Origin of the sequence: Chryseobacterium sp. CFS2 (assembly GCF_036543225.1) — a bacterium.
Lineage (GTDB): Bacteria > Bacteroidota > Bacteroidia > Flavobacteriales > Weeksellaceae > Chryseobacterium > Chryseobacterium culicis_A.
In genome coordinates this window covers 58,588-83,294 of record NZ_JAZHQU010000013.1, presented here as the reverse complement: position 1 = coordinate 83,294, position 24,707 = coordinate 58,588, and the positions used below count along the sequence as shown (strand labels likewise).

The following is a 24,707-nucleotide window of genomic DNA, read 5'->3' as shown; positions in this document are numbered from 1 at the left end:
GATGATAAAATTATCAGATTACCTGGATTATCTCAACAACGAGATAATTCAGGCTCGTAAAAAAGCTGACGAGAATGCGGTTCTTATTGCTAAAGAATATGCCCGTCATGAATACCTTAAGTATTTTAAGGTTCCAAGATATGCATTGCCCAGCGTAAAGATGGATATTCCGATCAAAATCACGGATATAGATTCAGACTCTAAATATAATTTTAAACTGAATCAGGATCAGTTTGTCACAGAACTCAATGAGAGAATCCGTCTTGCAAATAAAGAGAAAAGACTGAATATTTCTGAAATCAGCAAAAGACAGCTCCAGACCGAAGAGTTCAAAACACTCTTCAGTAATCTGGAGAAAAATGATCAGAAATTTGGTAAACTCCCTGCGAACGAAGTTCTTAAACTGGACCTCAGAAAGAAAGTGCAGCTTCTTAATTCCGGGATTTTTCGACCTCAGGATGGGACAACCGAAGAAGAAACAGAGGAACTGAAAGAGATTTTTTCAAAGGTTTTACTCAACAAATATACACTGGTGAATGCCAAGCTGAACAATATTTACATAGATCCGAATACCAGCGCTGCGGAAGATAAAGATAAACTATTCATCAACCTTCACGTAGAAATGGAGGAAGAAGGAATCAGGATTGTTTCTTACAAAGATAAAGACGGTAACGAAATAGAACAGATAACTTTTGAGTAATGCAGGAACTTATTCACTTTACAGTACAGAAAATTAAGGAACTTCTGGAGCACTTCAATGATGTTCAGGCTTTATATCTTTCCAAATCCTTTGACTTTGATGTGCGGTTTGAGGTATTCCTTAATGAGGTTTTAGAGTATTTCCGTACCAAAGGAAACACCAGCCATGAATCTGAAGTTCTGAAAATTATGAATATGATTTCCACGGTTAAAAGAGGTTTTAACCCTATCAAAATGGAAAAAATAATTACCGGAAGACGGGAAATTCTTGGAGGATTTTCATTCAATGGAATGGAAAGCATGTATGGTATTCTCATGGAAATCTATACTAAGGAAAATAAAAAGCTTGATGATGCAGAAGAACTTATTTCAGGAATCATCGTGTCATTATATCAAAATGGTCTTCTGGATGATGAAAAGCTGAAAGAAATGAATTCTGTTCCCAAAATTGAACGTTTCTGGGCTTCACTGGTTGAACAGAATACAGCCATATCCGGAATTAATAAAAAACTCAGGCTGACCATTATTCCGGAGGATATTTTTCTGATCCTGGAAAAGGTATTTCTGAAATTAATTTAAAAAAGATCATTATGGAAACCGGAAGATATATCGTTCTGTTGCAAGACCAGCAGAAAAATGCACTCAAAAAAATTGAGAAAGAACTGGAAGTGAATATTACTTCTTCAGAATTTCTCTCCAAAGAAAACCGTTCATATGAAATTATAGATCAGGATAACGGTGTACTTTACAAAAACCTGGGAGTTCTTGTGGTGGATAATATGGATGAAGATCAATTGAAAAGCGCCGTAAAAAATGAATCAAATTCTATTATTTATTATGAAAAAGAACGGGAGTTTTTTCCTGCAGATGAATTGCAGTTGATCAGTGAACTTAAAAAACAATCCGCCGGACTCGCAGAAAAAATTGCAGAACTTGAAAAATATATCATCAGCAAACCCTTGCCTCAAAAATCATTTGTTGAAATGGAATGGGGACTTAAGGCTGTTGGGCTGGAAAATTCCAACTATACAGGCAAAGGAATTGATGTCTGCATTCTCGATACAGGTCTTGAAACTTCCCATCCCGATTTTTCCTCTGAAGAAATTGAAGGCAAATCTTTCATAGATGGCCAGGACTGGAACAGAGATCCCAACGGACATGGTACACACTGTTCAGGAGTGGCAACAGGGAATACCAGAAGTGATAACGGAAACCGCTATGGAATAGCTAAGAATTGCAATCTGAAAATAGCAAAAGTACTCGCCGATAACGGAAGAGGAACTACCAGCAGTGTGATTGATGCCATAGACTGGGCTATTAGTAAAAAATTCAGAATACTGTCTCTTTCGCTGGCATCTCCGGTGAAACTGGATGACCAACCTTCCGTTCTGTTTGAAACCATTGGAGAAAGAGCGCTGGAAAATAACTGTCTTATTATAGCGGCTGCCGGAAATGACAGCAACAGGCCACAGATTCCGCAGCCTGTTTCAATGCCGGCCAATTCAAAATCTATTATGGCGGTGGGAGCTATTGACAGTCAGATGAAGATTGCTAGATTTTCAAACGCAGGGATTAACCCATCCACAGGAGGGAATATCAATGTCTGTGCTCCAGGGGTAGATATTATCAGTGCATATCCCAAAAACACAAAGAACAAAAATAATTTGTATTACAGCATGAGTGGTACAAGCATGGCAGCACCGCATGTTTCCGGGCTAGCGGCTTTATACATGGAACAGTTTCCTGATAAATCTGCAAAAGAAATCTGGGAACTGATTGAAAAAAAGGCAAGGCCTATTGAAGGCATAAAATACAGAGATATTGGAAACGGTTTAATACAAGTATACATATGATCACCTATCTGGCAGTTTTAAAAAAAGATATAAATTTAAAGAAGCTTGAAGCATTTCTGAAAAGCAAAGGGATTAAACTGGCTGTTCACTATAAAACCATAGGCGTTATAAAAATTGAAAGTGACAACCCCGTTTCCGAAACCGAATTTCAGGAGTTTTTTATATCTATAGAAGAAGAAAAAGATAATTTAACAATATAATCACATCAATAAAGCTTTTCTGTCACAGAGAAGTTTTATTTTTGTCTCTTACTGATAAAATAATAGATGAATTTCAAATTTTCAATGATATTTCTGATGCTTTTTGCATTAGGATTTTCACAGGACCTTACCGTAATGAGTTTCAATATCAGATTAAATGTTGAATCTGATAAAGACAACGCCTGGCCTAAAAGAAAGCAGGATGTTGCAGATTTACTAACCTATTATCATCCTGATTATTTCGGAGTACAGGAAGCGCTTCCGGAACAGATGAAAGATATTAAAACAGGATTAAAGAACTATGACTATATAGGCGTAGGAAGAGATGATGGTAAAGAAAAGGGCGAATTTTCTGCTATTTTTTATGATACCAATAAACTTGAAGTGGTAAAATCAGGGACATTCTGGCTATCTGAAACTCCGGAAAAACCTTCAAAAGGCTGGGATGCTGCATTGAACAGAATCTGTACCTATGCTGTATTTAAAGATAAAAAATCAAAAAAAGAATTCCTTGCCATGAATCTTCACTTTGATCATGTAGGAAATGTAGCCAGAGTAAAATCTTCAGAACTCATTCTGAAAAAAATCAAAGAACTGAATCCAAAGAATCTTCCGGTAGCTTTAAGCGGAGATTTTAACCTGACAGATGATTCGGAACCGATTAAAATTCTTTCCCAGCATATGAAAGATACTTTTTATCATTCCGAAACCAAACATTATGGCCCGGTAGGAACGTTTACAGGCTTCAATGTCAATGAAGTTCCAAAGGATAGAATTGATTATATTTTTACGCAAGGCTTTAGAATAAAATCTCACCGACATATCAATGACAGAAGGGAAAATCTTTTGTATCCATCGGATCATTTCCCTGTGATTGTGAACCTGTCGTTATAAAAAATCAATTGGTTGGAAAATCAATCTCAAATCCAATTCCTCTCAGGGATTGGATTTTTATTTGGGGATCACTATTGAAATATTTACGAAGCCTGCTGATGAACACATCAAGACTTCTTCCGGTAAAATAATCATTGGTTTCCCAAAGATTGTCCAGAATATTATCTCTGGTGATGATCGTACGATTGTGTTTCAGAAGATACAGGAGCAGCTCCTGTTCACGTATGGTTAACCGGTTATTTCCGTTAGGATGTGATAGCAAAAGTTTGGTAGTATCCAGTGAAAATTCTCCAATTCTTATTTGAGTTTCTGTAACAGCCGGAAGGCTTCTCTTCAGGATATTTTTAATCCGTAAAACAAGCTCTTCAGGATCACAGGGTTTGGCAATATAATCGTCTGCACCTATTTTCAATCCGGTAAGGCGGTCTATTTTTTGATTTTTAGCCGTTAAAAATAACAGGGGGAAATTATTTCTCTCCTTTAAAATTATTTTAGCCAGAGAAAAACCATCAATGTTTGGCATCATAACATCCAGGATCCCCATTTGAAAAGAAAAATCAGTTTGAAGTAATGGGACTACATCTTCAGGATTCTGAAACCAGCTGACTTCAAAATCTTCCAATTCAAGATACTGCTTCAGAATCATTCCGAAATCCGGGTCATCTTCAGCCAGAAGGATTTTAGTTTTCATAAGGAATTGATATTGTGAAAGTACTACCCAAATTAAGCTGGCTTGAAACATTTATTTTTCCACCATAATTGGCAATGATTTTCTTCACGAAATAAAGCCCCAGTCCAAGCCCTTTGCTGTTGTGGATATTGTTGTTCTGTATTCTGTAGAATTTTTCAAAAATGTTATTCAGTTCTTTCGTTTCCATGCCTTGTCCGTTATCCGAAACTTTGATTTCCAATTGTTGAGAAGAGCTGCTGATGTTTACTTTAACAGCAGATGCCCCATATTTTACACTGTTTTCACAAAGGTTTTTAATCACTGTTTCCATCAGGTTTTTATCAAAAGGAAGATTTTTTGAGACTGCATTTTCGAGGTTAAAATCAATATCAGGATACGTAACAGAAAGATCCTGAATGAAAAAATTCCAGTCCTCAGGTTGTATTTCAATCATTTCATCAGGTATTTCATCCTTATGAAGCTGAAACATCAGACTTTCAAGCCGGGAAATCTGACGGTCAACCAGAGGAAGTGTTTCCGGATTCCATTCTTTTTTTAATGCCTTTGATGCTATTTTTAACGTAGCGATTGGAGTTTTAAATTCGTGCGAAATGTTATCCACAATGGTGTGGAGAAATTCTACCTGCTTTTGCTGCTTAATCAGATTTCTGATCGTGAAAATATAAATTAAAAGAACTCCTGAAAGCAGTATAATACAACAAATGATCAATAGAGTAAGCTCTTTGAAAACAATACTTTTTATATTTCTGATCTCAAAATCAGTTTGGGTTTTGACAAGAAAAGTATTCCTTTTCTCAACATGGCCCTTATCTGAATCATTTCTTTTGGTGGTAGACGTTTCCCAACTTCCGTTACTGGCAATATGTGGGTTTTTAATCTTATCTTGTGTTTCAAAAATAACAATAGGTTCTGTGATTACTTTAGTGCTGTCCGGAAGATGTACAATAGAAAGGTATCGTATTCTTGAGGAAATCTCATAACCATCTTTCTGGTAACGGCTTTCGATATAATGGATCAGTCTTTCTCTGGCTGACTTTCTGTTTTCTATGAAATAATGTAAAAAATCTTTTTTACTGATCTCCTTATTATGATATTGTATAATGATTTCCTGAAGAGAATCATCATTCCTTTCTTTGGCTTCCTGGATATCCTCAAGGTTGTCCGTGTAATGAGTAAGGCCGTCATTCACGGATCTGTAGATATCTCTTTCTTTTACCTGATAGGTTTTGTACATAAAATAAACCTGAATTCCCAGTAAAAGCAGGAACAGAGCGGCAAAAACCGAAATCAGAATTTTACTCTTGGCTATCATTAAAACAAAGATAAACCTTTAGGCGTTTTCCGGAAGTGATTATTTTATTATTAACCTTCCATTAACCATCGTTTCAAATCGTAAAAAACAAAGCATAATCCATTCCTCTGAATTTGGGAATATTGATAACAGAAAATACATTAACCCATCATTAACCTTCTATTAACCGTATTTCTTATAGCCAATATAGAATTTTGTACCCGCAGAACAGAACTACAGTTTTGTTGAGTAGGATAAAAAAATAGCCATGTATAAGATTCTTTTTTTACTGTGTTTTCCAGTCTTGATTTTTGCCCAGAAACAAAAACCTGGAGGAACCATTATGAATACCGATAATGAAAAACTCTCATCCATAAAGGTGGAAGTATATAATGCCCAAAATGAATTAATCAAAGAATTAAAAACGGATGATAACGGAAAATTTGTATTGGAAAATATTGCGGAGCAGGATGTAAGACTAGTTGTTAAAAATCAGGGATATTCTTTATTTGAGAAAAAACTTGATCTGAAAGAAGCAGAACCTCTGAATATCATTCTTAAAAAGGAATCACAGGAAATAGAAGGAGTGGTTATGACGAAACGTAAACCGCTGGTGAAAAGAAAAGTAGACCGCCTGGAATTTAATGTGGAAAACAGCAATATTTCATCACTCAATGCCTGGGAAATTTTAAAAAATACACCAAGTGTCACCATCAATAATAGTGTATTGAGTGTAAAAGGGAGCAACGGAATTCTGGTAACAATTAATGATAAAAAAGTAATGCTGACGGGTGATGAACTCAAGAACCTTCTGGAAAATACACAGGGAGATGAGGTGAAATCAATAGAAGTGATTACCAATCCGCCCGCAAAATATGAAGCCTCGGGAAGTGCAGTACTGAATATTGTACTGAAAAAGAATAAAATCGAAGGCTACCGTGGAATTCTCTCCTCCAAATATATACAGACACAATATGCGAAAGGCGTTTTTGGTCTTTCCCAATATTATAAAAAAGATAAACTTTCCTTTATGGGAAGCTATTATAGAGGGCTGGGGACGTACTACCGGGAAGGAACAGATTATGTAAACTACCCGGAGAGCCAAACCCGATGGGTAAGTACAATGAACAGGAAGGATAAAAACACTAACCAGAATACCCTGAATTTTAATGCGGAATATGAATTGGATAGTTTAACCAATATCAGCCTCAACTACTCAGGGTATTTTTCTCCAAAATCTTTTGGAATTTATAATGTTCCTACACTCATCTATAACCAACAGGATGCTGTAGAATCTAATTATACCACAATCAATGACCACTGCTCACGTTCCATCAATAACTCAGTAAGTTTTCAGATAGACCGTAAGTTTAATAAGAAAAGCAGCCTTTCGTGGATTAATTATTTTACAGGAAATAATACAGATAAATATCAGAATGTGATCACCTATCTGAACTTTGCAGGGCAGCCGCCAGGAGAAGATAATTTTCTTACCCATAATAAAGCAGATGTTCAGTTATATTCTACCCAGCTGGATTATCAGTGGAAAGCGGATAAACTGGAGTTGGAATCCGGAGCGAAGTATAGTTTTGTGAAGACAAACAGTCAGCTTGATTTCTCAGACAATGAGAATGGAATCCTGCAATACCGTCCTGAAAAGAGTAGTATTTTCGATTATAAAGAACACAATTTTGCACTGTATTCTTCATTGGCTTATAATATTGGAAAATGGAGTTTCAAAGGAGGACTTCGTGCAGAAAGGACAGATCTTGAAGGAATTGTTTCCGAACCCTACGAACTGAATAAAAGTAACTATTGGAAACTGTTTCCTACTTTTTATGCACAGTATACCACAGAAAATAAACAGGAATTCGGGTTCTCCTATGGAAAGAGAATCAGCAGACCTTCCTATTCATGGCTGAATCCTGCGAAATCTTATTATAACCTGTTTTCCTATTATCAGGGAGATCCAAAATTAAAAGCAACCATTACCCATAATCTCAATCTTACCTATTCCTGGAAAGACTGGAACCTGGATTTGTATTACCGAAAAGAAATATATCCCTCTATGGAAATTTCATATCAGGAACCAAGTACCAACAGTCTCATTTATTATTTCACCAATATTGAAAAAGGAGAAGCTTTCGGATTGAGCCTGTATAAAAACTTTCAGGTGAAGCCATGGTGGAATATCATCCTCTCTGAAAATCTGGAACACAATGAAAACTACTTCAAAGGAACGGACGGAATGCTGTATAAAAATCAGGTGTGGAACTGGGTGTCCAATATTTCTACAAGCTTTACGTTGGATAAAAACAGCGATTGGAAAATGGAAATGGGGCACCACTACTATTCACCCGGTATACAGGGAACCTTTAGAATTTCTTCTCTCTGGTCAGCCTATTTTGTAATGAACAGAAAGTTTTTCAGCAAAAAACTGGAAGCCAGTCTTATTTTTACCGATATTTTCAGATCCACGGGTCAGAAAGTCAGCACAAAATATGCGAATCAGGATAATTATTTTCTTGATTATTCAGATACCCAGGGAGTAACGCTTTCATTGAAATTCAACTTTGGAAATCAATCCGTTAAAAATGCAAAAACAATCAAGAAGACAGCCGAACAGGAGAGATTATAGAATATTTTAATATAAAAGTTAATTGCGACAAAATATTGTTACTAAAGAATGATCGCCTGATGTTACATTTTCGCTATTTTTGATACCTATCTTTAAAAAGATCGCTATGAAGAAAATTTTTTCCGGAATGCTGATGGCAGTTTCTTTACTGCAATTGTCAGCTCAGGAATTGTATATGCCGAGGAATATCAAAAAAGCATATGAAACAGGAACACGTGATATCTCCGGTGCACCCGGTAAAAACTACTGGCAGAATAAAGGAGTGTATAATGTAGAGGTGAAAGTGGATGCCGGTACAAAGGTGGTTTACGGAAAAGAAACCATTGTTTATACCAACAACAGTCCCGATAATCTTAATGAACTTGCTATACGATTTGTGAATAATCTTCACAAGCCACAGTCGCCAAGATCAGGATTTGTATCCAAAGATTTTCTGTCGTCCGGGCTAAAGATTAAATCTTTCATCGTAAACAATGTAAAATATGATATCGACAGTGACGACTGGAGTACCGTTGAAAAAGTAAAATTAAAATCAGCTTTAAAATCTAAGTCGAAAGCTGAGGTTAAAATAGAATGGGAATATCCATTATCAGTACAGAGTGGGAGAGAAGGGCAGATTGATCCTGAAACATTCTATGTGGCCTATTCTTTTCCAAGAATTTCCGTATATGATGATTACAATGGGTGGGATATGCTTCAGCACTCAGACAGACAGGAGTTTTATAATGATTTTAATGACTACAGTTTTGCCATCACGGCACCCAAAAATTATGTAGTCTGGGCTACCGGAGATTTTCTGAATCCGGAAGCTGTACTTCAGCCGGAATATTTAAAAAGATATAAAGCTTCCTTAAAAAGCGACAAGCTGATGCATGTTGCTACAGAGCAGGAAATGAAGTCCGGAAAAGTAACAAAGCAGAATAAATGGAATGTCTGGAAGTTTAAAGCCAGTCATATTACAGATTTTTGTTTTGCGATGAGCAACCATTATGTTTGGGATGCTGCCAGCGTACAGTTAAAAACAAAAAGAGCCAGCGTTCAGGCCGGATATAAATCAGGAGCTAAAGATTTTGAACATTATGTAGACTGGATGCGCTATAATCTGGATTGGTTCTCGAAAAACTGGCCGGGCGTAGAATATCCTTACAATGTAATGACAGCGATTCAGGGATATGCAGATATGGAATATCCAATGATGATCAATGATACCAGTATTCCTGATGATCTTCAGGATGCAAGACTGACTGCAGATCATGAAATTGCCCATACCTATTTCCCTTTTTACATGGGAATCAACGAGACAAGATATGCATTCATGGATGAAGGATGGGCTACCACACTGGAATATCTGATCGGAATTGATGAAAACGGAGAAGCTGCTGCCAAAGAATTTTATAAAAACTTCCGTGTTAAAAGATGGATTAATGATGCATCTGCAGAACAGGATCAGCCCATTATTACAATGAGTACCCAGGTGAGTGGAGCAGGATATGGAAACAATTCCTATGTGAAATCTTCTTTGTCTTATCTGGCGCTGAAAGATTATCTGGGAGACGAATTATTCAAAAAAGCTTTACATCATTATATGGACAACTGGAATGGGAAGCACCCTGTTCCATGGGATTATTTCAATTCTATGAATACCGGCTCAGGGAAAAATCTGAACTGGTTCTTCCAGAATTGGTTTTATACCAATAATTATATTGATTTAAAAGTAACCGGAGCTTCCCAGATGAATGATATGCTTACTATAAACGTAGCTAATGTTGGGGGATTTGCCATTCCGTTTGATGCTATATTAGCCTATGAAGACGGAACTACAGAGAAGCTGCATTTCTCACCTTCTGTCTGGGAAAAAGATCAGAAACTTACGGATCTGGTAATTCCTATTAAAAAGAAAGTAAAGTCTGTACAGTTGGATGGAGATCTGTTTATGGATTATACCCCGGAAGATAATTACAAAAAATTATAAAAGAAAAGCCTTCAGAATTGAAGGCTTTTGTATTTTAAAAATAAGCAGTTAATCGTAAACCTAAGGTGATATAGCTGATTTTTTCTTTGGCAATCATGTTGTTAAGTTCCTGATCCAGTTCATCACTGTCTTTAATCTTATCACTGAACTGGTAACGGATTGTAGAGTTGATCTGATTATAATCTGTATAAAAGGTAAGGCCTACTCCCGGATTGAATTTGTAGGTCATAGAAGCTCCTGTATTCCAGCGGAAAGCTGGTTTAGGTTTATATCTGGCAATCTGAAGCTCGTGATTTGGAGCATCAATATCATCTCCTTTTACAAATACTTTTCCACTGGCAGTTGCAGCATATCCTCCGGTTAGCTTTACCATGAGCTGCCATTTGTCTGAGAACTCATGAGAGAAATAAGGGCCAATGCCTGCAGACAGGAAGCCCATGGATTGTGTTTTTAATTCATGGTTGCCAAAATCCTGCCCGTCATCAATGGTTATTCTTTGAGATTTAATTGGGAAGCTGCTGAAAGTTATATCTGCACCCACACCCCATTTTTTTGAAAAGAAATAAGCGCCTTCCAATCCGCCCTCAAAACCGTTTTGCTTTTTGTCATCCAGTTCAGATTCTCTCAGGAAGTTGGTTGTACCTAGTGCTATCCCTGACTTTAGAGCAAGAAAGGAAGGATAATCGTTTCCTTGTATCCTGGATAATATACTTAAATTATCACCCTTATTTTTATAAATCTTATCAATAAAAAAATATCCTAGTTCTGTGGATATAATTCCAATACCGGCACCAGCAAGAATATCAGGAACCCAGTGTCTGTTATTTAAATTTCTTCCGAGTCCTGTAATCGTAGCAGAGCCATACCCTGCAATACTGTAAGCCGGATTTACCATTCCATATTCCTTGTGTAGAAAGCTAGCATTCGTAAATGCCATGGCCGCATGTCCTGAAGGAAAAGAATTGTTTTTAGAGCCATCCGGGCGTTCAACTTTTGTTGTATATTTAATAGAATTGACTAAAATAGCCATAATAGCTAAACTCGTCCCATAAGATAAGGTGGCCCTTCCAAGATTATTCCTTCCTTTTACGCCTGCTAATTTTAATCCATAAACAGCAACGGCCGGAGCATATTGAAGATAATCATCATACTTAACTTTGAAGTTGGGAAGATATCGGTTTCTTACCTCACGAATATTCTCTTTTTCTCCCCATGTTGCAGCGGCCGCTGTAAAAAGAAGGGCTGGAGCTACTGATTTTTTAACCCATTCTTTTTGGAAAAAAGGAGTTTTCTGCTGGATGGGATCAACTGAACTAAGTAATGTAAGATCTTCCTTGAGATTCCGGACCTGGATAGTATCCTGCGCTTTAATACAGTGTAAGTGCAATAGTATTCCTGATGCTAGTGCTATTTTTTTCATCGTAGTGGTGCTGAAATTTAAATCGGGTAAAAATATTAAAAAAATCTATCCCAAAAATTGAGATAGACTATTTTAATATTTTTATAATATTCGGATGAGGCTGTTGATTATCTTAATCCAGCTCTAGGTCCGGATGCAGCTACTACAGCCTGCATTCTTGTTTTTTGATTAGCCGAGAACATAAACATAGATTTGTCATCTACATAATCCATATAGTTCATGAACATCTGAGAGCGGCTTACTCCTCCACAAACTCTGTTTAGAGGATAGGTAGGATTACCGTAGTTAGGGCCAGGAGAAGTAGGTGTGTCATTAGAGTAATCTGTCTGGCATCCTGCATCAGAAGATCCCCAAAGGTGTGGAAGGTTTAGGTAGTGTCCTACTTCGTGAGTTACTGTTCTTCCTAAATTGAACGGAGCAGAAGCACCTGTTTTTCCTATGTACTGGTAACCTATTACAAGACCGTCATACCATTGTCCTGCATTTTCCGGGTAATAAGCGTAGCCTAAAGTTCCAGGTTGGTTGTTTTCGTCAAGTATTGAATTGACAACCCAAATATTCATGTTTTTAGTTACATCAGTAGCATCAATCCCTCCTGTACTGGCTTTTTTCATCTGTTCTAGATCAGATCTCCAACCTGTTTTTGTGCTCTGCTTACGGTTGGTTGCCACTAATTTGAAACGGATTTTTACATCGCCTGCTGCTGAAGGCTGAAATGCAGAAGGAATTTTTGTAACGTCAGAATTGGTTCCTCCATAGTCAGCATTGAGTACGGCAATTTGCTCTGCAATTCTTGCATCAGAAACATTTTGCGTAGAAGTGTTATAGATTACATTGAAAACAACCGGGATTTCAACAGTTCCATCTGCAAGAACTTTTCCTACTTTCAGGTCATTGATGAAGCTTTGGGTACGCGATTCGATTTCTTCTGCTTTTAAGCGTAATGAAGGATCTTTTTGTAACATTTTAGCCCTCAATTCTTCAGAAGGGCAGCTTCTTTTAAGCGCACTTCCGGTAGCAGGCTCCTGAGTGGGCGGAGTTTCATTTTGATTGGTTAAGTTGTCAGTGTTACACGCCGACATAAAGCCCAGAACTAGGGCTCCAAATAGGAATTTTTTCATATCGTTATAATATAATTTGGTTGAGGGTGTGAAATTATATTATTTGAAATTAATATGCAAGGTTTTTCTTAAAATGTTTGATAAATATTTAAGTTATCATTGTTTTGTTTGAATTTAAATCAAATAAAATAACATTGTGTTGAATTTTAGTTAATTTTATTTATTTGTTTTATATTTCACATTTAAGTGTATTTTAAATGTAAATAATTTTATTGCTTTTCTATTATTTATAGAATATTTTTTACATTAAAGCAGGTTGTGAATGATCTTTAAAAGCGGTAGATTTATTATCGTATTCTCTTCAATGCTCCTGTAGGATTTGTGGTTTTAATACCTTTTATTGTTATATTCCTGAAGTTTAAGTAAAGTAGAAGCATAAAAAAAATCTATCTCAAAGCTGAGATAGATTTAAATTATATAAAAAAAATATTTTAGTACACTCTCAATCCTGATCTTGCACCAGAAGAGGCTACTACAGACTGCATTCTTGTTTTTTGTCCTGCAGAGAACATAAACATTGCTGCATCATCTACATAATCCATGTAGTTCATAAACATTACAGATCTTTGTACACCACTACAAGTGTTGTAAAGTGGATAAGAAGGTTTTCCGTAATTGGCAGTAGTTTGCGTAGGAGTATCGCTTACCTGGTCATTTCCGCAATTAGCATCTCCCCAGATATGTCTTAAGTTTAAGTAATGACCTACTTCATGCGTTGCTGTTCTTCCCAGGTTGAAAGGAGATGAAGCTCCCGTTTTTCCAAAATATGGAGCGGCTATTACAACACCATCATTCCATAATCCTGAAGATTCCGGGAAAGTGGCATATCCAAGAATTGTGCGTCCCTGACTGGTCATTTTGCCTACAACCCATAAGTTTAGATAATTGGTAGGGTTAGTGGCATCAATTCCTCCTTTAGATGCTTTTTTCATATCATCATTAGTAGCCCAGCTGGTTTTTGAAGTGGATTTTCTAACGGTGTTTACCAGCCTGAATTTTACTTTTGTATCCCCAGAACTTACGGTCTGGAATTCGGTTGGAATTTTATTAACATCACTGTTCGTGCCTGTATAGTCTGCATTCAATACTGCAATTTGCTCAGCAATTCTTGCATCAGAAACGTTTTCAGCTGTAGTTTTGTATATCACATTTACCACCACCGGAATTTCTACCGTACCGTCTGCAAGAACTTTTCCGAATTTCAGATCATTGGCAAATTTCTCTGTATTGGCTTCCAGTGCAGCAAATCTTTGTTGAAGTTCAGGGCTTTTTTTCAATGCTTCCTGTCTGATTTCCTCAGAAGCGCAGCCTCTTTGAGCTAAACTGGCAGAAGTTTTGGGTTCGTCAGTTGTGTTTTCGTTTTGATTGGTGATGCTGTCATTGTTACACGCAGCCATTACACTGAGCATAAAAGCTCCAAATAATAGTTTTTTCATATCAAAATCATTTAGGTTGAGGATGTGAAATTATATTATTTGAAATTGATATGCAAGAGTTTTTTAAATTTATTTAAAGAATCGTTATGTTTTATTGTTGTTTGATGGTTTTAATTCAATATTTTTTAAAATGTATTGAATTTTAATCAATTTCATGAAAATTACTAATGTGGTTTTTTGTTTTACTTGTTTTACATTGATACTTTTCGCTTAAATTTATTTTTATAAGAATTTTTTAATGATAAAAACCTTAATTTGCAAAACCATTTTTAATGGCAAAAACAGCCAGTCCTACACGTGTTTTCAGATCCAGTTTTTCACAAAGCTGATCACGGTAGCTTTCCACTGTTCTTGGGCTGCAGCACATTCTGTCTGCAATTTCCTTATAGCTGAGTTCCGTTACAGTATATTTCAGGAATTCTTTTTCTCTGTCGGAAATTTTTATGGCAATCTCAGATTCTGTTTCTTTATTAAGGTTAGAGAATATGATTTTGGAAGCCCAGTCCGGATAAAAGAAACCATCACTGTTGAGTCGGGTGAGAGCGGTTTCCAGATCTCTTGGATGGGTATTTTTTAGAAGATAACCTTTTGCGCCGCTTTTGATCATCTTAATCACACTGTTGTCGTCTCCCTGCATACTGAGCGCCATAATTTTAACATCAGGATGATTTTTTGTAAGCCAGACTGCGGTTTCAAAACCATCCATAATCGGCATACTGATATCCAGGAGAATAATATCGGGAATTGCATTGCCTTCTTCAAATTTTTGGATGAGGTCTTTTCCGTTTTCACTTACATAGATTACTTCAAATTCACTGAAATTACCAATAATCCCTTCCAGGGCTTTTGCAATAAGTATGTGGTCGTCAACAATTACAATAGTTTTTTTCATGACTGTTTTTTTAAGATAATATTGATTTGAGTTCCCTTATTTTCCTGGCTTTCCATACGAAAACGTGCTCCTATAATTTCAGCTCTGTTTTTCATATTGGTCAAACCTATTCCGTTGGATTTGATTTCTGAGGTATCAAACCCGATTCCGTCATCTTGAATATTAAGTTCCCAAAGGATATCTTCGGAAGTATTCAGGCTGATAAGAATATTTTTACAGCGGGAATGTTTTATACTGTTCTGAATAAACTCCTGAGTAATTCTCAGAAGGACATTTTTATGAACAAAGCCTAAATCCAGTTGTTTAAAATTGTGCTCAAAACTTACATGACATTTTTTAAAGGAATTGGTGTTATCTACTTCTTCCTGTATCAGCGTTACAATTTCCTTCTGGTTGATATTGTCATCCGTTAATGTTTTAGACAGGCTTCGAAGATCCTGTAGAGATTGATTAATAATCTGGGAAACCTGATCAATTCTTTCACTGGCTTCGGATACTTTATTTTCATACAGCATCTGCTGTATATAGAGACTTACCAGGGTAAGCTTTTGGCCAATGTTGTCATGCAGTTCCCTGCCGATCTGCTGCATGGTAGCCTGCTGGATTTCCAATTGGGTAGCCAGGAGCTCTCTCTGATGAATTTCATTTTTCATCTCGATTTCATTCAGATATTCTTTTTTGCGCTGTCTGTAACTTCGGATATATACCAATACGGCTGTTACAAACATTACAAAAAGTATGTTGAATAGAATGATAACTATTAAGAGCTCTGTTTTCCCCATATAAATGAACTTGCAAATAAGATATACATCACTGAAACTGAGAGTAGAAAATAACTAAAATAGATATCCCAAATTTCCTTGTATTTTACCAGAAGTGATAAAAATGCCATGAAAGGTAATGTTCCTATATAGGATAGCGTAATCCCAAGATTAATATAAAACATTTTGTTTTTATTGAAATTGAGAATCTCTTGTGAAGTAATTTGTTTGTAATACTCCATTATTACCAAAAGCATCAGAATAAGGCAGCCAAACGTATAGTTGAAAGCAAATACAATTTTACTTTTGGCAAAATATAATTCATTGGGAATAAATGAAAGGAGATATAAAATGGATATTATCCAAAATAATTTGGGCTTTCCCAAAGATTTTGCAGCATATAACCAGTAAAAAAATATAAACTGGATCGGCATTAAAAGGTAGTTATAATACTGAGCTTTGGTAAAATGGACAAAACTTCCCCATTTACCATACGCTTCCCCAAGAAAAATAAATACCAGATAAAACACAAAAAACTTCCAATGTTGTCCTTTTAAACGGTTATAGTGGAAAAGAGCGATGACTGCAGCAAGTCCTTCAGCCCAAAGCAGACTTTTTTGTGCAAATTCCTGGAACTCTGTCATACAGTGTGTTAAGTATATATATTACAATTAGAAAGACTCGCCTATAGGTGTTTTGGGTGGAATAAGGACTCCGTTATTCTCTCCGAGAGTATCATCGTCATCTTCTCCGGCACCTTTGGCAGAGAGGAAATTTAATGCTAAAGAACTTCCTCCAGCATTCTGGAAAGGATTGAAATCATAATCGTGAAACTCCCCTGTTTCATTTGTTTTTTTCAGAGTAGGAATCATTACCAGTGTATGTTTTCCCGCATATTCCTCAGGAACAGGATGAGAATCCATCATAGACCAGTTTTCAGCTTTCGGATAAGTTGCATAATAAAATCTGATTCCAAGATCTTCTTGAGAAGTTGCCGGATTTACTTTCGCAGCTTCTTCTTCGATTTTTGCAATAAAGCTTTTTAATTTAGGAAGATCAAACCAAATGGAATGTGCGTCTTCTATTCCCAAAGTGGTATTAATAGCACTTAGATGATTTTGACGGTAATTGTCGATCAGAGCCTGGATAAGACTGTTTGACATGATCCCGGGTTGTAGTGGGTTGTTTGATTCTGTATTCATAGCTTAGTGTTTTACGGTAAAACTCAATTAATATGCAAATCTCGTAAAAAATATTCTAGAAAATGTATTCATGAATTGGGAATTACCCTGTTATTTTTACCGTGTTTTTACGGATTGTAGGGATGGGATAAAGATTTTGCAGAAAGGAGGCGCTGATTCAGCCAAAAAAAACGGAGAAAATCTCCGTTTATATTAATTAAATGCATCCGTAATGTTTTGGATCCCTGCAGATCAGTCCTGCTGTGCAGCAAAGGCCGATGGGGCAGTTCCAGTTCTCGTCACAGGCTATCATGGATTGAATGAGTCCGCCTTCAATTTTCTTTAATTCGTTTCTTTTTAACTTTTTCATTCTGATTTTGTTTGAGTTATTAGTTGATTTGTATCGTAAATATAATAATATTTCACTAACAAAGGAAAAAATAGAAAAAATAAGTGCTGCAGATCATTCTACAGCACTTATTCACAAAAATAATGTATACGAAAAAAACTATTTATTGCTCAGTAGGTCTGAAAACCAAACCTGTTTCTACAAAATAATCCAGCGTGATTCTGTCTCCATCGTTTACATTTCCTGCAAGGATTTCTTTAGAAAGTTTATTTAATACTTCCTGTTGGATTACTCTTTTCAGTGGTCTTGCTCCAAAAGCAGGATCATAACCTTTATTCATCAGATAATCTACCGCATCCTGAGTGAATGTCATAATGATGTTTCGTTTAGATAACATTTCATTGAATCCTCTCAACTGATACTGAACGATTTTTCCGATTTCTTTTTTTCTTAAAGGCTGGAACAGTACAATTTCATCAATTCTGTTCAGGAATTCCGGACGTAGGGTTTGTTTTAAAAGATCAAAAACTTCATCTTTTGTTTTATCCACAATTTCATCCTGGTTTTCCTCCGTAAGATTCTCAAAATTTTCCTGAATAAGGTGAGAACCTAAATTCGAGGTCATAATGATAATTGAATTCTTGAAATTCACTACACGCCCTTTATTATCCGTAAGACGTCCGTCATCCAAAACCTGAAGTAAGGTGTTGAAAACATCTGGATGTGCTTTTTCGATCTCGTCCAGAAGTACTACGGAATAAGGTCTTCTTCTCACGGCTTCAGTTAGCTGCCCGCCTTCATCATATCCTACATATCCCGGAGGCGCTCCTACCAATCTTGAAACGCTGTGACGCTCCTGATATTCACTCATATCAATTCTGGTCATATTATTTTCATCATCGAATAAGAATTCCGCCAATGCTTTTGCCAGCTCGGTTTTACCTACTCCGGTTGTTCCCAGGAATAAGAAGGATCCGATAGGTTTCTTATCATCGCTTAACCCGGCTCTGTTTCTTCTGATAGCATCGGCAACCGCCTGAATGGCTTCGTCTTGCCCTACCACTCTGTGGTGCAGTTCAGATTCCAGATTTAATAATTTATCTCTTTCAGACTGCAGTAACTTGGTTACAGGAATACCTGTCCATTTACCAATTACTTCAGAGATGTTTTCGGCCGTAACCTCTTCTTTGATCAGCTCATTCTGATGGTTCTGCATTTCCAGCTCCATCTTGGTGAGTTCTTCCTCTTTTTCACGGAGTTTTCCGTATTGGATTTCCGCTACTTTGGCATAATCTCCGGCTCTGGAAGCTCTTTCTGCTTCATGTTTCAGAGATTCAATATCTTTTTTGATCTGGGTAAGATCTTCACTTTTCTGTTTTTCTTTCAGCCATTTGGCATTAATTTCATTTCTTTGTTCAGAAATTTTTGCAATATCTTCCTTCAGGTGATCAATTTTTGTCTGATTTCCTTCTCTTGAAATGGCTGCCAATTCAATTTCCAGCTGCATTAGTTTTCTGTCCAGAACGTCCAGTTCTTCCGGCTTTGAATTGATTTCCATTCTCAGTTTTGCGGAAGCCTCATCAATAAGGTCAATCGCTTTGTCCGGTAAAAAACGGTCTGAAATATATCTTTGAGACATTTCCACCGCAGCAATAATTGCTTCATCTTTAATTCTTACTTTGTGGTGGGCTTCATATTTATCTTTAATACCACGAAGGATAGAAATTGCAGATTCTGTATCCGGTTCTTCCACCATTACTTTCTGGAAACGTCTTTCTAAGGCTTTATCTTTTTCAAAATATTTTTGATATTCATTCAGCGTAGTGGCTCCTATCGCTCTTAATTCTCCTCTTGCTAAAGCGGGTTTTAAAATGTTGGCAGCATCCATTGCTCCTTCACCACCACCGGCTCCTACTAAAGTATGGATCTCGTCAATGAAAAGAATAATCTGTCCGTCAGATTTGATCACCTCATTCACCACAGATTTCAGACGCTCTTCAAACTCACCTTTGTATTTTGCTCCGGCGATCAATGCTCCCATATCCAATGAGAATAAGGTTTTATCCATAAGGTTTTCCGGAACATCACCGCTGATAATTCTATGGGCAATTCCTTCAGCAATTGCTGTTTTACCTACACCCGGTTCCCCAATTAAGATTGGATTGTTTTTAGTTCTTCTGGAGAGAATCTGTAAAACCCTTCTGATTTCTTCATCTCGCCCGATTACAGGATCCAGTTTCCCTTCTGCTGCCAACTCGTTGAAGTTTTTAGCATATTTATTTAAAGACTGATAGGTTTCTTCTGAGCTTGCAGAAGTTGCTTTGCTTCCTTTTCTTAATTCTTTGATAGCGCCTTCCAGTAGGTTTTTAGTTACCCCCATATCTTTCAGCATTTTGGATACTTCAGAACTGGTTTCCAGAAGTGATAACCATAAATGTTCAATCGTTACATATTCATCACCCATCTTTTTAGCGATATTGGGTGCATCCAGTAATACTTTGTTGGCTGATTGTGAAAGATAAATGTTGCCTCCCTGTACTTTTGGAAGTTTTTCTAAATTTTCACGGTTGCGCTCTCTTACTAAGTTGGCATCTGCTTCAGATTTCTTTAATAAGAAAGGCGATATATTTTCATCCACCTGAAAGATTCCTTCAAGGAGATGTTGAGGTTCAATATTCTGATTGCCCAGCTCCATAGCAACCTGTTGTGCTGCTTGGATGGCTTCCTGTGATTTTACAGTATATTGGTTTAAGTTCATATCTTTTATATTTTTGGTAATGGTTAATATTAAGTTTAGCTTTAAAAACATCAAGAAACCAAATTTTAAGGCTCAGTTTCTTAATGCCATCAATTATTTAATCATTTATTCGATGACTGTATCGCAAAAACTGTTCAATTATTAAATTTACAAAAAAATAGGACAAATTTTCCGGATATTGTATTTTTAACGGAAATTTAACTTGACAAAATTTCCGATTTCGTAATTATTTCTTTGAAATTGATGAACAAATAGTCAGAATCAGGTAAAATAATTACATCATAAAACTGAAATTGAAGAGTCTTTTGCTTTTTATGATCAAAAAATAAGCAGTTTAAATCAGAATAGTTACTTTTGCATTTTACCAGATGGAACTAAAGGAAAAACAGAGAAAAATACTAGACGTAGCAGTAGAACTTTTCAAAGAGAAGGGCTATATGGGAAGCTCGGTAAGAGATCTGGCTACGAAACTCAATATCAAGGCAGCATCACTGTACGCGCATATCCGTTCAAAGGAAGAAATTTTGGAATGGATCTGTTTTGGCATTGCTCAGGAGTTTTTCGATGAACTTCAGGAAGTAAAAAATACGGATATTGCACCCAGAGAAAAACTGAATCTGCTTTTGGATAAACACCTTTCGGTTGTTCTTAAAAACCGTGATGTTACCCATATTTATTCCAATGAGTGGAGGCATCTTGAAGAAAGACTTCCTGAATTTGTAGAATTAAGAAAAAACTACCAGCAGGAAGTTGAAGAACTGATTTCTGAGATCTACAAAGCAGAAAAATGGGAGCTGAAATCACCTTCATTTACCACAAGATTTATTCTTCATACTTTAAATAATTCATACTTCTGGTTCAAAAGAAGCAGTGATTCTACCGATGAAATTACCGATGAGATCAGAGATAAAATTCTTTTTGGTCTGCTTGGAAATCAGCATTCATAGAATTTTGGTAAATAGAATCATTACTACATTTTATATTATACGTTTTACAAAATAAGCATCTTAGCTTTTATTTTGTTATTTAGAATCATTCAAAATATGACAAAAGTCATAAAAATTTTGCCAGCTAGCAAAATCTTTTTAAATTTACACCTAACAAATGTTAGTTAGTTTTATGGATTTTTCAGTTGAATATCTGGAGCTGGGTCAGTTGAGACAGCTTCAATCCGACCGGTTGATCAGCCTGATCAGCTATTTGGAAGAGAAGTCGGAATTTTATAAAAAGAAATTTGATGAATTGCAAATATCTCCACAGGATATAAGGTCGATTGAAGATATCACGAAACTTCCTATTACTTACAAGCAGGATTTAAGAGATAACTATCCGTTCGGGTTATTTACCGTTCCAAAAAATGAGCTTCAGCGCATTCACTGTTCAAGCGGAACTACAGGAAAACCGACCGTGGTAGGATATACCAAAGAAGACGTAGATCTTTTTAGTGAAGTGGTGGCAAGATCTTTACATGCGGCAGGCGCAAGACCAGGAATGCAGCTGCATAATGCCTATGGCTACGGGATTTTTACAGGAGGTTTAGGTCTTCATTACGGAGCAGAAATGTTGGGAATGAGCGTACTTCCTATTTCCGGAGGCATGACAGCAAGACAGGTAGATCTGATTGTAGACTTTAAGCCGGAAGTGATCTGCTGTTCTCCTTCATACGCTTTAACCATAGCCGATGAGTTTGCCAGAAGAGGAATTTCTGCAGACGAAATCAGTCTTAAATATGCGGTACTAGGGTCAGAACCATGGACGGAGATTATCAGAGGCCATATCGAAGAAAGATTAGGTGTTCATGCAACCAATATCTATGGATTGAGTGAAATCATCGGGCCTGGAGTTTCCATGGAGGATTTCGAAGAGAAAGGTGGAGGCTATATCTGGGAAGATCATTTCTATCCGGAAATTTTAGATCCTGTAACCAAACAGCCGGTTCCTTTCGGGGAAGAAGGTGTATTGGTGATCACTACTTTAACGAAAAAAGCAATGCCGCTTTTACGATATTGGACAAATGATATCACAAGCCTTTACTACGATGAAAATGCGAAAAGAACAATGGTGAAAATGAAACCCATTGTCGGCAGAGCAGATGATATGCTGATTGTAAGAGGAGTAAATGTATATCCAAGTCAGATTGAAGATGCTTTTTCATATGTAAAAGGAGTGGTTCCCAACTACTATTTGACCCCTGTGGAAAAAGAACATATGTGTATTGCTCTGGACATTGATGTTGAAATAGATGATGAACTGGTGAAATCTCAAAAAATAAGCGCCAATACCGATGATTATTTTAATTTTGTCGGAAACTTTGGAAAAAATATAGAAAACGAAATAAAAAAGAGGGTAGGGATTACTACGAAAGTAAAAGTTCATGCCCAGGACAGTTTGCCGAAGTGCGAAGGTGGAAAAATTAATAGAATACTAAAAAAATAATGAATTCATTTTATAAACTTAAAACAGTTAAGGTTCAGAAAGATACCTCCGAGGCAGTGAATGTAGCGGTGGAAATCCCTGAAGAACTGAAAGATAAGTTCAGGTTCAAGCAAGGGCAGTATCTGAATTTCCGTATGATCATCAACGGAAATGAAGAAAGACGTTCTTATTCTATCTGTAATGCTCCAAGTGAAAAAGGCAATACGCTGGAAGTATTGGTGAAATTGCTTGAAGGCGGAAAGGTATCCGGGTATTTCAATGAGCATCTTCATATGGATGAAGTATTGGAAGTGATGCCTCCGATGGGTGGTTTTAATACCTCTTATCACCCGACAAATGTAAAAACTTATGTTGGTCTGGCGGCAGGTAGCGGAATTACTCCAGTATTATCCAATATCAAAGAAAGTCTTTATCAGGAACCTAAAAGTATTGCTTACCTGTTCTATAGCAACAGAAGCATGAATCATGTTTTAAGAAAAGCAGAGATCGACAAACTGGTAGAGCATTTCAACGGAAGACTGAAAGTTGTTTATTTAGTGAGCCGTGAAAAGCATGAAGACCCTGTTTTTGAAGGAAGAATTTCATCAGAAAAGCTGGAGCAGCTATTTGAAAGATATACAGATATTGACATCAAAGAAGCAACTTACTTTATTTGCGGACCTTCAGAAATGATCAAAGGGATTGCCGATTATCTGAAGAAAGATAAAAAAGTACCTGCTATTCAGGTTTTATTTGAATATTTCACCGCTCCGGATGAAGAAAATACGGAGGAAATGAGTGATGAATTCAAGGCCATTGCCAATATTGAAAGTATGGTAACGGTAATCATTGATGATGATGAATATTCGTTCCACCTTAATTCTAAAAAAGAGAGTATCTTAGATAAAGCATTGAAAGATCAGCTTCCGGTTCCTTTCGCATGTAAAGGAGGCGTTTGCTGTACGTGTAAAGCGCAGGTTTTAGAAGGAGAAGTTTTCATGGAGAAAAACTATGCACTTACCGAAGAAGAAGTAGCCAGAGGCTTCGTTCTTACCTGCCAATGTCACCCAACGACCAATGTGGTGATGCTTAATTATGATGTTTAATTTTTTGTAAAATGTAAAACGTATAATGTAAAACGTATATCGAAAATACATTGTACAACCGACATTTTACTTTAGTACAAAAGACAAAAAAATGGACTTAGAAAAATTTGTTCAATACGTTCACGAGGAAAATAAAGTAGAACCAAAAGATGTAATGCCAGATGATTACAGAAAATTATTGGTTCGTCAGATTTCACAGCACGCACATTCTGAAATTGTAGGAATGCTGCCGGAAGCTAACTGGATTTCCAGAGCGCCTTCATTGAGAAGAAAAATGGCTCTTCTGGCAAAAGTTCAGGATGAAGCAGGTCATGGTTTATATCTTTATTCTGCCACTGAAACTTTAGGAGACGGAAGCATCAGAGCAGACAGAGATGCTACTTATGATGATATGCTGGAAGGAAAAGCAAAATATTCAAGTATTTTCAATTATCCCACGCTAAGCTGGGCAGATATTGGTGCCATCGGCTGGTTGGTAGATGGTGCTGCTATTATGAATCAGGTAATGCTGATGGGGAATTCTTATGGTCCTTATTCAAGAGCGATGGTGAAAATCTGTAAAGAAGAATCTTTCCACCAAAGACAGGGATATGAGATTTTAATGGCACTGTGCCGTGGTACCAAACAACAGAAAGAGATGGCTCAGGCTTCATTAAACCGTTTCTGGTGGCCGGCTCTGATGATGTTCGGACCAAACGATGACAGCTCTCCAAACTCTAAAATCTCTATGAATTACAGAGTAAAAAGAGAAAGTAATGACAGTCTTCGTCAGAGATTTATCGATGTTACCGTTTCTCAGGCTGAATTCCTAGGGTTAACCATTCCGGATAAAGATCTGAAATGGAATGAGGAAAGACAACATTACGATTTTGGTCAACTTCCCTGGGATGAATTCATGGAAATCTTAAAAGGAAACGGACCTTGCAACAAGAAGCGTATCGAAACCAAGAGAAAAGCGCAAAGAGAAAACTCTTGGGTAAAAGAAGCAGCAGCAGCTTTTGCAGAGAAACAACAAAAAGAAGTAATATAA

At 36.7% G+C, this 24,707-nt stretch carries 22 protein-coding genes; 11 read left to right on the top strand and 11 right to left on the bottom strand.

What is annotated here, in order from left to right; translation table 11 throughout:
* Window position 1 precedes the first annotated feature (1 nt).
* From ODR02_RS22570 to ODR02_RS22550, 5 genes are all read left to right on the top strand, one after another.
* Window positions 2-700 carry a hypothetical protein gene (locus ODR02_RS22570; protein ID WP_209786091.1) on the top strand — a complete coding sequence of 233 codons (699 nt, stop codon included), beginning with the start codon at window positions 2-4 and terminating at the stop codon, window positions 698-700.
* The gene (locus ODR02_RS22565) at window positions 700-1,278 is read left to right on the top strand and encodes a hypothetical protein (protein ID WP_209786090.1); all 579 of its coding nucleotides are present in this window, start codon (window positions 700-702) and stop codon (window positions 1,276-1,278) included. The genes ODR02_RS22570 and ODR02_RS22565 overlap by 1 nt, the downstream gene beginning before the upstream one ends.
* A gap of 11 nt (window positions 1,279-1,289) precedes the next feature.
* Entirely contained in the window at window positions 1,290-2,552 is a 1,263-nt protein-coding gene (locus tag ODR02_RS22560) for a S8 family peptidase (protein WP_209786089.1), read from the top strand.
* Window positions 2,549-2,752: a hypothetical protein gene (locus tag ODR02_RS22555; RefSeq protein WP_309513621.1), complete on the top strand. Its 204-nt coding sequence runs from the start codon at window positions 2,549-2,551 to the stop codon at window positions 2,750-2,752. Before ODR02_RS22560 ends, ODR02_RS22555 begins: the two co-directional genes overlap by 4 nt.
* A 66-nt stretch (window positions 2,753-2,818) precedes the next feature.
* The gene (locus tag ODR02_RS22550) at window positions 2,819-3,646 is read left to right on the top strand and encodes an endonuclease/exonuclease/phosphatase family protein (protein WP_309513620.1); all 828 of its coding nucleotides are present in this window, start codon (window positions 2,819-2,821) and stop codon (window positions 3,644-3,646) included.
* A gap of 4 nt (window positions 3,647-3,650) precedes the next feature.
* On the opposite strand, the gene ODR02_RS22545 is transcribed toward ODR02_RS22550, so the two are convergent.
* Window positions 3,651-4,337: a response regulator transcription factor gene (locus ODR02_RS22545; protein WP_309513619.1), complete on the bottom strand. Its 687-nt coding sequence runs from the start codon at window positions 4,335-4,337 to the stop codon at window positions 3,651-3,653.
* Window positions 4,327-5,649 carry a sensor histidine kinase gene (locus ODR02_RS22540; protein ID WP_309513618.1) on the bottom strand — a complete coding sequence of 441 codons (1,323 nt, stop codon included), beginning with the start codon at window positions 5,647-5,649 and terminating at the stop codon, window positions 4,327-4,329. The genes ODR02_RS22545 and ODR02_RS22540 overlap by 11 nt, the downstream gene beginning before the upstream one ends.
* Before the next feature lie 247 nt (window positions 5,650-5,896).
* Here ODR02_RS22540 and ODR02_RS22535 point away from each other — a divergent pair, with 247 nt between their 5' ends.
* Both ODR02_RS22535 and ODR02_RS22530 read left to right on the top strand, forming a co-directional pair.
* Window positions 5,897-8,266: an outer membrane beta-barrel family protein gene (locus ODR02_RS22535; RefSeq protein ID WP_309513617.1), complete on the top strand. Its 2,370-nt coding sequence runs from the start codon at window positions 5,897-5,899 to the stop codon at window positions 8,264-8,266.
* 106 nt (window positions 8,267-8,372) lie between these two features.
* Complete coding sequence (locus tag ODR02_RS22530; protein WP_309513616.1) at window positions 8,373-10,238, top strand: M1 family metallopeptidase; 1,866 nt, start codon at window positions 8,373-8,375, stop codon at window positions 10,236-10,238.
* Window positions 10,239-10,272: 34 nt separating this feature from the next.
* Here the strand turns inward: ODR02_RS22530 and ODR02_RS22525 are convergent, their stop codons facing one another.
* The 9 genes from ODR02_RS22525 to clpB form a co-directional block, all read right to left on the bottom strand.
* Window positions 10,273-11,658 (bottom strand): phosphatase PAP2 family protein, encoded by a 1,386-nt coding sequence (locus ODR02_RS22525; RefSeq protein WP_309513615.1) that lies wholly within the window; start codon window positions 11,656-11,658, stop codon window positions 10,273-10,275.
* 107 nt (window positions 11,659-11,765) lie between these two features.
* Complete coding sequence (locus ODR02_RS22520) at window positions 11,766-12,779, bottom strand: zinc metalloprotease (RefSeq protein ID WP_209786081.1); 1,014 nt, start codon at window positions 12,777-12,779, stop codon at window positions 11,766-11,768.
* Between the two features lie 431 nt (window positions 12,780-13,210).
* The gene (locus ODR02_RS22515; protein WP_309513614.1) at window positions 13,211-14,215 is read right to left on the bottom strand and encodes a zinc metalloprotease; all 1,005 of its coding nucleotides are present in this window, start codon (window positions 14,213-14,215) and stop codon (window positions 13,211-13,213) included.
* A gap of 250 nt (window positions 14,216-14,465) precedes the next feature.
* Window positions 14,466-15,107, bottom strand: a complete 642-nt coding sequence (locus tag ODR02_RS22510; protein ID WP_105684606.1) for a response regulator transcription factor — start codon at window positions 15,105-15,107, stop codon at window positions 14,466-14,468.
* A complete protein-coding gene (locus ODR02_RS22505; RefSeq protein WP_245169787.1) occupies window positions 15,104-15,835 on the bottom strand; it encodes a sensor histidine kinase in 732 nt (243 codons plus the stop codon). The genes ODR02_RS22510 and ODR02_RS22505 overlap by 4 nt, the downstream gene beginning before the upstream one ends.
* A gap of 32 nt (window positions 15,836-15,867) precedes the next feature.
* Window positions 15,868-16,512: a hypothetical protein gene (locus ODR02_RS22500; RefSeq protein ID WP_209786078.1), complete on the bottom strand. Its 645-nt coding sequence runs from the start codon at window positions 16,510-16,512 to the stop codon at window positions 15,868-15,870.
* Between the two features lie 27 nt (window positions 16,513-16,539).
* Window positions 16,540-17,070, bottom strand: coding sequence for a hypothetical protein (locus ODR02_RS22495; protein ID WP_309513613.1), 531 nt, complete (start codon window positions 17,068-17,070; stop codon window positions 16,540-16,542).
* 196 nt (window positions 17,071-17,266) lie between these two features.
* Window positions 17,267-17,419 carry a hypothetical protein gene (locus ODR02_RS22490; protein ID WP_309513612.1) on the bottom strand — a complete coding sequence of 51 codons (153 nt, stop codon included), beginning with the start codon at window positions 17,417-17,419 and terminating at the stop codon, window positions 17,267-17,269.
* 142 nt (window positions 17,420-17,561) lie between these two features.
* A complete protein-coding gene (gene clpB, locus ODR02_RS22485) occupies window positions 17,562-20,156 on the bottom strand; it encodes an ATP-dependent chaperone ClpB (protein WP_309513611.1) in 2,595 nt (864 codons plus the stop codon).
* 368 nt (window positions 20,157-20,524) lie between these two features.
* Here clpB and ODR02_RS22480 point away from each other — a divergent pair, with 368 nt between their 5' ends.
* From ODR02_RS22480 to paaA, 4 genes are all read left to right on the top strand, one after another.
* Complete coding sequence (locus ODR02_RS22480; protein WP_105684611.1) at window positions 20,525-21,103, top strand: TetR/AcrR family transcriptional regulator; 579 nt, start codon at window positions 20,525-20,527, stop codon at window positions 21,101-21,103.
* A 172-nt stretch (window positions 21,104-21,275) separates the two neighbouring features.
* Complete coding sequence (locus tag ODR02_RS22475) at window positions 21,276-22,592, top strand: phenylacetate--CoA ligase family protein (protein WP_209786074.1); 1,317 nt, start codon at window positions 21,276-21,278, stop codon at window positions 22,590-22,592.
* Window positions 22,592-23,677 (top strand): 2Fe-2S iron-sulfur cluster-binding protein, encoded by a 1,086-nt coding sequence (locus ODR02_RS22470; RefSeq protein ID WP_209786073.1) that lies wholly within the window; start codon window positions 22,592-22,594, stop codon window positions 23,675-23,677. The genes ODR02_RS22475 and ODR02_RS22470 overlap by 1 nt, the downstream gene beginning before the upstream one ends.
* A 91-nt stretch (window positions 23,678-23,768) precedes the next feature.
* Window positions 23,769-24,707 carry a 1,2-phenylacetyl-CoA epoxidase subunit PaaA gene (gene paaA, locus ODR02_RS22465; protein ID WP_309513610.1) on the top strand — a complete coding sequence of 313 codons (939 nt, stop codon included), beginning with the start codon at window positions 23,769-23,771 and terminating at the stop codon, window positions 24,705-24,707.